Source organism: Actinomycetota bacterium (assembly GCA_040905475.1).
Classification (GTDB): Bacteria; Actinomycetota; AC-67; order AC-67; family AC-67; genus DATFGK01.
In genome coordinates this window covers 1-8499 of sequence record JBBDRM010000038.1, presented here as the reverse complement: position 1 = coordinate 8499, position 8499 = coordinate 1, and the positions used below count along the sequence as shown (strand labels likewise).

8 protein-coding genes are annotated in these 8499 nt (G+C 68.6%); 6 read left to right on the top strand and 2 right to left on the bottom strand.

The window, feature by feature from the left end; translation table 11 throughout:
* The first annotated feature begins 149 nt into the window (after positions 1-149).
* On the top strand, positions 150-437 hold the full coding sequence (locus tag WEB06_03515; protein MEX2554682.1) for a helix-turn-helix domain-containing protein: 288 nt from the start codon (positions 150-152) through the stop codon (positions 435-437).
* A 10-nt stretch (positions 438-447) separates the two neighbouring features.
* Positions 448-1296, top strand: coding sequence for an IS630 family transposase (locus WEB06_03510; protein MEX2554681.1), 849 nt, complete (start codon positions 448-450; stop codon positions 1294-1296).
* Between the two features lie 43 nt (positions 1297-1339).
* On the opposite strand, the gene mobF is transcribed toward WEB06_03510, so the two are convergent.
* Both mobF and WEB06_03500 read right to left on the bottom strand, forming a co-directional pair.
* On the bottom strand, positions 1340-4201 hold the full coding sequence (gene mobF, locus WEB06_03505) for a MobF family relaxase (GenBank protein MEX2554680.1): 2862 nt from the start codon (positions 4199-4201) through the stop codon (positions 1340-1342).
* Between the two features lie 207 nt (positions 4202-4408).
* Positions 4409-4651 (bottom strand): hypothetical protein, encoded by a 243-nt coding sequence (locus tag WEB06_03500; GenBank protein MEX2554679.1) that lies wholly within the window; start codon positions 4649-4651, stop codon positions 4409-4411.
* A gap of 116 nt (positions 4652-4767) precedes the next feature.
* On the opposite strand from WEB06_03500, the gene WEB06_03495 reads away from it, so the two are divergent.
* From WEB06_03495 to WEB06_03480, 4 genes are all read left to right on the top strand, one after another.
* Entirely contained in the window at positions 4768-5229 is a 462-nt protein-coding gene (locus WEB06_03495; GenBank protein MEX2554678.1) for a hypothetical protein, read from the top strand.
* A complete protein-coding gene (locus tag WEB06_03490) occupies positions 5184-6056 on the top strand; it encodes a nucleotidyltransferase domain-containing protein (GenBank protein ID MEX2554677.1) in 873 nt (290 codons plus the stop codon). Before WEB06_03495 ends, WEB06_03490 begins: the two co-directional genes overlap by 46 nt.
* A gap of 283 nt (positions 6057-6339) precedes the next feature.
* Positions 6340-6819: an NUDIX domain-containing protein gene (locus tag WEB06_03485; protein ID MEX2554676.1), complete on the top strand. Its 480-nt coding sequence runs from the start codon at positions 6340-6342 to the stop codon at positions 6817-6819.
* Positions 6820-6966: 147 nt separating this feature from the next.
* Entirely contained in the window at positions 6967-8154 is a 1188-nt protein-coding gene (locus tag WEB06_03480) for a methyltransferase domain-containing protein (protein ID MEX2554675.1), read from the top strand.
* Positions 8155-8499: the final 345 nt, after the last annotated feature.

Sequence of the window (8499 nt, the reverse complement as noted above, 5' to 3'; positions counted from 1 at the left end):
GCGTTGGCCGTCAGTTCGAGATCGAGGCAATCACTCCTGTTTCGAGATAGTCACTTAGTGGTGCGCCTCGTAAGTAAGGCGACGTATTAGGGCGTCCGGTCTGGTTCGTAGCCTCTGTGGCATCCTATCCCGCTTGTGTGGGGGTTCTGATGCCCAGGCACAGTCCATATCGAATCGAGCTCACGACGCACGAGCGCGCGGTTCTCGAGTCTTTGGCGCGCTCATATACGTCGCCGTATTGGCAGGTAACGCGTGTTCGGATGGTGCTCCTGGCCGCGGACGGGCTGCGCAATGACCAGATCGCGGCGCGGCTTGACTGCGGCCGTGATGTCGTCTCGCAGTGGCGCAAGCGGTTCTTCGAGCAGCGCTTGGCGGGTCTTGAGGACCTGCCGCGGCGGGGCCGGCCCCCGACTTTTCCCCCCTCACGTTCGCGCTGAGGTGATCGCGATGGCTTGCGCGCTGCCTGCCGAGCAGGGCGTGCCGCTGTCGCGCTGGTCGGCGGCGGAGCTGGCGCGCGAGGCCGTCGAGCGCGGGATCGTCGAGCAGATCTCAGGCGTGACCGTGTGGCGCTGGCTGTCCGCAGACGCGATCAAGCCGTGGCAGCACCGCTCCTGGATCTTCCCGCGCGACTCGCGGTTCGCCGAGCGGGCCGGCCGAGTGCTCGACCTCTACCAGGGCCGCTGGGAAGGCGAGCTGCTGCATCCGGGCGACTACGTCGTCTGCGCCGACGAGAAGCCCTCGATCCAAGCCAGAGCGCGCAAGCACCCGAGGCTGCCCGCCCGACCCCGCGAGCCGCAGAAGGTCGAGCACGAGTACGAGCGCAAGGGCGCGCTGTGCTACCTCGCCGGCTGGGACGTCAAGCACGCGAGGATCTTCGACCGCTGCGCGCCCAAGGACGGGATCGAACCGTTCGACGCCCTTGTCGATCAATTCATGTCCCAGCACCCCTACAAGCAGGCCCAGCGCGTGTTCGTGATCGTCGACAACGGCTCCGCGCACCGCGGCAAACGCTCGACCGATCGCCTCCAGGGCGCGTGGCCCAACCTGATCCTCGTCCACACCCCCGTCCACGCCAGCTGGCTCAACCAAGCCGAGATCTACTTCTCAGTCGTCCAGCGCAAGGTCGTCACCCCCAACGACTTCGCCGATCTCGACACGCTCGAGCAGCAGCTACTGGCGTTCGGCCGCCGCTACGAGCAGATCGCCGCCCCGTTCCAATGGAAGTTCACCCGCGCCGACCTCAACCAGCTGCTGGCCAAGGCCGCCGCCCCACAACCCACATCACTGGCCGCCTGACACCAGACCGCCGATACGTCGGCGAACTTCCGAGCCAGAGCACTTAGCGGCCACGGTCGAGCCCGAGGCTGCGTTCAGGCTGCCGTGCTCGCTCGCGCTCTGGCGTGCGTGCGCGTGCTCGCTCCGGCGGGATTCGTTCCGTGAGCTCGCGCTGTGCGGCGATCGCCCTTTCCAGTTCTCCGAGGCGAGCATCGGCCCGTTCGATTGCGTGGCGCTGGCGCCACGCCTCGGCTTGCAGCTCCCGCCCGCGGCGGCCGTGGCTTCCGAGGATGCGCCCATCGAGCTCGCGCTCGACCTCGGTGAGTCGCTGGGCAGCCCGTTGCCGCAGCTTCTCGGTCTGCTCCTGCTGCCGTTCGAGCAGCCGGTCGATCACGGGTCGCGGCCGACTCGAGAGAGGGACGGGCGCAGGCTGGTCGACGGCAAGCCGCTCGGCCGCGGATTCTTCGAGCGCTTGCGCAACCCGCGTCGCCGGGTCGCGCCCGTCGCGCTCGACGAAGTCGCTCTCGCGCACGCGCTGACTCCCGGTGATGTAGAGCCTGGTCGACTCGCGGGCCCGGGAGAGCGCGACGTAGCCCCATTCCCGCAGCCGTTGCTCTTCGGAGCCGAGCACGAACGCCCGCTCGACCGTCAACCCCTGACCGGCGTGGCCGGTGAGCGCGTAGCCGTGGCGGACGTGACCGGCGTCGAGATAGGGGCGGTCGAGCACGACGCGGTCGCCGCGGTCGGTGGCGACCGTGACCGCGCGTTCGTCAGGGTCGACGCGTTCGACCTTGCCACGGGTGCCATTGCGAACGCCGAGCCGGTCGGAGTTGCGCTTGCAGACGATCCGATCGCCGGGCGCGAGCTCTCCATGCGGGGTGTCGAGCCGCCGGGCGCCGAGGCGGCCGTCCTCCTGCATGAGCATCCGGGCGAGCGCGTTCAGCTCGGCAACGTCGTGGCGGCGCAGGGCGATCATGACGTTGCCCCCGAGGTCGTAGCGGGCTGCGTCCCACCAGTCGGCGGCGAGTTGCGCCCTCGCAGCGAGCGGGCTGTCGGCGAGGACGAGTCGTCCTCGGCGCTCGGCAAAGGCGACGTAGTCGCGCCCGTCACCGCGCCGGATCGCCTCGAGCGCGCGGCGCTCGTCGAGGTCGTGCTGGCGGCGGTTCTCGGTGAGCTCGATCGCGCCGTAGCGTTCCACGATGCCGGCGAAGAGACCGCCGGCGCCGACCGCGGGTAGCTGGCTCGGATCGCCGATCAGGATCGCCTTGCCGCCTGCCTGCTCGACGCGTTCGAGGATCGGCGCGAGCACGCGCGTCTCGGCCATGCCGGCTTCGTCGACGACGAGGACGCAGCGGTCGGGAAGCTCGCTCCACTCGAGGAGCCGGTGGAGCGTCATCGCCGAGATGCCGGTCTCGTCGCGCAGCCGCTCGGCGGCGATTCCGGAGGGCGCCGCGCCAAGCACGCGCGTACCCGCGGCGCGGTAGGCGGACGCGATACCGTGCACGGCGGTCGTCTTGCCGGTGCCAGCGACGCCGATGACGCACACGACACGATCCGGGCTGGTGACCGCCTCGCGCGCCATCGCGGCCTGCTCGCTCGACAGGTTCCGTTCAGGGATGGCCTCGCCGGGAAGAGCGGGCGCGTTCGAGCCGCGTCCGCGCTCTACGAGTGCCAGTGCCCTCCGCTCGACTGCGAGCAGTTCGGTGGTGGTGAACCACGCGGGGCGACCGGGCTGCGGCTCACTGCCGACGGGCTCGAGCTCCGGCGCGCGGGAGAATCGCCGCGCAAGCTCGCGGACGCGCTCGGCGGAGGCTCCGCTCACGTGGGCCTGCGCCCAGGCCATCACCAGCTCGGGCTCGGAGAAGGCGGTCCGGTTCGCCGTCATCCCGTCGGGCCCGACCAGTGCGCGGGCTACCCGCTCCAGCTCGTGGCGAGACGGCTTGCGGAGCCGTGAACGGTGGAGGACGGTCTTCAGCTCCCGATCACCGAGACCGTGTTCAGCGGCGCGTGCCCGCCAGTCGTCGCGTAGCAGGCTTAGGTCGATGTGCTCCTTCCGCTCCCGTGTCTCGCGCGCGGCGGCCTGGGCGGCGCGCCAGCTGGTGGTTCCCCAGTCTGCGGTCCGCTCGAGCACTTGACGGCGCCGCTGAGAGAACTCCCGGAGCACCTCGCGCGGCATCCCTGCGATCTCGGCCATCCCCTTCTCCGGCCGCTCCCAGGCGACGCCGAGCGAGCGCGTCAGCTCGGCGCGCAGGTGCGCCTGATAGAGGTAACCCGCGGCGAGCCGGTAGGCGCGCAGGATCGGGTTCCCGTCGAGGGCGCGCCACTTCGCGTCTGACGGGCTCATCGCCAAGTTCCCGACGATCACGTGCGTGTGCAGGTGCGGGTCCTGCGCCCGAGACGTGCGGTGCTGGTACGCGGCGGCAACGAACCCGTTGGCGTGCTCGCGCTGAACACCGTTCTTGCCGCGTCGGGTGACGCAGGCCTCGTCCTCGAGGTACGAGAGTGCGGCCTGCCACGCGGAGGCGTGAGCCTGGTTGACGGCGAGACGGGTGTTCTCCGTACCGAGGGCGTGGAGGAGGCTGACGCTCTTCGGAACCGAGAAGACGAGGTCGAAGCCGCCGACCGGGTCGAGCGCCTTTGACTCGATCGACCGCTCGCCGGACTCCGGGTCGATTCGCTCGATCGCGATCTGCCGCCGCTTCGGAGGCTTGCGGAGCTGGACGCCACTCGCCGGGTCGACGCCGCGCACGAGCCTCGCGAGTTGCCCATCCTGCACGACGCCTACGAGACCGAGCTGGGCGGCTCCACGGCCGATCCAGACGCCAGGCGACTCGCCGCCGCCGTCGTAGTAGTCGTCGAGCCCGGCTGCGACGGAACGCTGGTAGTAGAACTCCTGCCCCGGTGTCAGCTTGGAGATGCTCAGCATAATGTTACAAAGGCATCGCGATGCATATGTGTCTCTCGTGCTGTTTAGGGTAGTAGGACCGGCGGACGGAGTCGTTTCACCGATGCCTGGCGAAGAGTTTGCGCGGGCGGTCAAGACGAAGCGCCAACGATCGTCATCCCGGTCGCAGCCTTCGGCACTCCGAGGCCGTGCGCTGTCGTCCCAATCGCAGCAGTCCGTCGTGCCGGTTCAGACGATTAGCGCGATCGCGTCGTCGAGCGTCGCGCCGTTCCGCGATGCCGCCATGAGGTCAGCGCGCTCAGCGAGCTCGACGATCCGCGGGCTCCGCTCCCGATGCACCTCGACCACGATGCTGTCCGGCTTGCGCCAGAGAAAGTGGGCGACGTGCAGCAGCTCGCCGAGGTCTCCGGCGATGCCTTCGAGCGGACCCTCGACCGCGAGCGGCTGCCGCGCCGTGTGCGGGTTCTCCAACCGAAGTCCGACCCACCCGCGTACACGTCTTTGGAGGCGAAGCTGACCCCGCCGACCATGACCATGATCGCGGCACCAACGCAGAGCGCACACGGCTCGAGCGTCGTGTAGAGGACGTGAGCGCCGTAGCGCCGCACGGGATCAAGACCGGCGAGCGCGTTCAGCTCGGCGTGCGCGAGGAACGAGCCCGCAAGTTGTCCGGGAGGAGCATCCTCTTCGAAGATGCGATTCCGGCCTCGGCCGATGACGTCGCCGGCCTCATCGACGACAACGGCGCCGACTGGGATCGAGCCGGCCCGAAAGGCCTCCCACGCGAGCTCGAACGAAGCCCGCCACGCAGGATCGAGACCGGTGAAGGGCATCGGAGGGGAGCGTACTGCCCGACCCAGGGACCCGAGCGGTCTTTCGCTCACCTCTCGACCCTAGAGGAGGCCAGCCCAGCGGACGAGCTCGAGCGCCCATGCAAGCTGCCTGCATCGGAAACGAGCCGCGAGGTCAACTCCGTCACTGCGCCGCTTACGATCGGCAAGAGATGCAGGAGGCGACGGAGCATCTGCGCGTGCTCGCGAGGCGGATAGTCGATGAGACACGCCCGCGCGTTGCGCTGCGGGCCGCACTGCTCACCGGCTCGGCGGCTCGCGGGGATGCCGACTTCTACTCCGACATCGACCTGCTGCTCTACGTCGACGACGTTCCGCCGGAGGAGCTGTTGGCGGAGATCCGAGAGGCCGTTGGTGGGAGGAACCCGATTCGAAAGGGTGAGCCGACCGAGTACTTCTGTGGCGAGGAATTCGACTTGCACGGCGTGCGAACCGAAGTGTCGTTCGTCGTGCTGGCTTGGGCTGACTCGCGCCTCGACGAGCTGCTCACCCGGATCGAGGAATTCGACTCGCCGCTCCAGAAGGTCCTCGCGGGCATTATCGAAGGTCTGCCGCTGCATGGGGAGGAACTCCTCGAGCGCAGGCGGGCGCGTGTGCGCACCTATCCAGAGTCGCTTCGGCGAGCGATGGCCGAGCGACACTGGAGCTTCTTCCCGCTCTGGTACTACGGCGAGGCGATGGCCACCCGAGACGCTGAGCTGTGGCGGCTCGACACTCTGCTCGAGGCCGTCTTCAACCTGCTTGGCGTGCTCGCCGCCCTCAACCGCCTCTACTTCAGCCGCTTCGAGCTGAAGCACGTGCGGACGCTCGTCGCGAGGATGACGCTCGCGCCGCCACGGCTCGCTGATCGGCTGGAGTCGCTCTTCCGGCTCGAACCCGACCGAGCAGCGGCGGAACTCGGGCTGCTCGTCGAGGAGACGCGGGCGCTCGTAATCTCCGAGCTGCCCGATCTCGACCTGCCGCTGCGCTTTCCGCCCGGAAGACGGCAGCAGCGCTGGTCCGTCGAGACCGAGGCAGCCGAATGACGCGCGCGACTGACGCGCGGATTCGGCTCGTCCGGGCCCACGAGCAGGCCGAGCTCCGCCGCGCGCACTTGAGCACGCTCGCTTACTCACCGGACCTCGCCGAGCACCTCGCGCGCGAGACCGCCGCTCCTCGCCCGCAAGCTATTCGTGGATCCGATCCTGACAACTCTGGGATCGCGACCGGAGCATTCGTGGACGAGCGCGAACCTTGCGAGCGCGCTGTGGCACGAGAGCGCGAGGTTGCTGCAGGGCAACGACTTCGACCGCGGCATGCAAGGCGGAGATGACACGACACACGCGCTTCTACTACCGCGATCCAAGAGCCCCGAAGCCGAACAGGCCGTTCAGGCTGGGCGTCCTCGCACTCATCGAGCGGGACGGATCGCTTCTCCTTGAGCGGCGCGCTGATGCGCCGCTTTGGTCATTGATCGGCGGCGATCTCCAGGACGCCGAGACGCTTGCAGCCGCGCTGCGACGAGAGGTAATCGAGGAGACAGGACTCGCCGTGCTGAGCTACGAGCTATTCGGCACCTTCTCGGACCCGACGCGCATCGTGAGCTATCCGGACGGCAACGTCGTACGTAGCGTCGCCTTCGTCTACTCAGTCGCGGTCGACTCCTTCAGCGGCCTCCGCGCGAGCTCGGAGTCCGAGGAGCTTCGCTTCTTCCCAAAGAGCGAGCTGCTCGCGCTTGATCTCCCCGCTACCCAGCGACCCATTGTGGAGCGGTTCCTGTCTGCCGCCCTGCCGCCTCACCTCGAGTAGCGTGCGCAGGGGCGCCGCGCTAGGTCCTTGGCCTGCCACCCCACGGCGGAAGCGGGCCGGAAGGCTAATGGCGGTCGCCACTTCGCGGAACGCCGGACCGTGTGCCGGTACGAAGAGTGGCGAACGTGAGCGCGTACGATCCGGAGCGTGCCGAGAACCGGGCTGAGCGAGTCGCTCCGCCGCCAGCTCGTGCAAGGACTCGCGAGCCGTGGCTTCATCCGGAGTGCACGTGTCCGCGATGCGTTTCTGTCGGTTCCCCGTGAGCTCTTCGTCGGGGAGTTCGCGGACCGGGAAGGCTTGCCGGCGGTCTATCGCGACGAGGCGATCCTGACGAAGCGAGACGCTCAGGGAACGGCGCTCAGCTCCTCCTCGCAGCCGGCGATCATGGCGCTGATGCTGGAGAAGCTCGGACTCGAGAAAGGGATGCGCGTGCTCGAGGTCGGCGCCGGGACAGGCTACAACGCGGCGCTCCTCTCTCTCCTCGTCGGTCCCCGCGGCCGTGTCGTCTCGGTCGACATCGATCGAGACCTCGCCCGTGACGCTCGACGGAGCCTCCGGACCGGCGGCTACCGGGTACGCGTCCTCCCCGGAGACGGACGCGAGGGCGTCTCCGAGTTCGCTCCGTACGACCGGATCGTGGTCACCGCGAGTTCGGACACGGTGCCGCGGGCGTGGTTCGAGCAGTTGCAGCCGGGCGGGCTGCTCGAAGTGCCGCTGCGGCTCTCCCCGACCGGGGCGCAAGCGATTCCCCTGCTGCGCAAGACGCGGGACGGGCTCCGCTCAGTGGCGATGCTCTGCGGAGGCTTCATGCCGCTCCGCCCCCAGGGGGAAGACGCGGCAGCCGTGCTCAAGCAGCCGATGCTGGTTGCTTCAGACGCTACAAGCGACGGCGGTGCGCCGGTGCAGCAGCTGTCTGGCGAAGCACTGAGAACCCTGTCCCCGCGGGCAAGACGACGGCTGCTCTCGATCGCGCTCACCGAGGGCCGTCGACGTCCGCTCGGCCTCCGCGCAAGCTCGAGCGCGCTCACGCTCTTCCTCTCGGTCCGCGTGCCGACGCGCCAGCTCGTCACGACGGCGCCGCGCTACGGAATCGGGGTCATCGCTCGCGCCGGAACGAGCCTGGCCGCCATCGAGCCACCGTTTGCTCGACCGAGGAGCACGGTCAGCTCGGTTCGCGTGTTCGGAAGCGAAGACGCCGAAGAGCTACTGCTCGGGCATGTGCGAGACTGGGAAAGGCGCGGCCGCCCCTCTGAGGACGATCTCGAGCTCACCGTGACTTTCGACGCCGGCGGCGAGTCTCATGTGCGGACGCGCTGGCCTCGACCTTTCATCTGAGCCAGCGTGGCGAGAAGTTTCCCGGCAACGTCGACGCAGGCGCCCTCCTCGGGCTGACGGCCACCGGGAAGATGACGCGTTGACGCCAGGATTGGCGACCTCTGCCCCGCGCGTAACGCGGGGCTGTTGTCTGTTTCAAGAATCGACAACGCGACGATGTCTGCTTTTTGTCGGGTGCTGGGCGCGAAACGGCGTGATCGCGCGTGAAGCATAAGTGCATCGGCTCCTAGAAACTCCCTGCTCAGAGGGATTTTCTCGGAGACCAGTGATCGGGCGTGATTCGCCCTTAGCTGGATCGCACCCAGGAGGTCGGCGGTTCGAGCCCGCCTAGCTCCATCATCACGA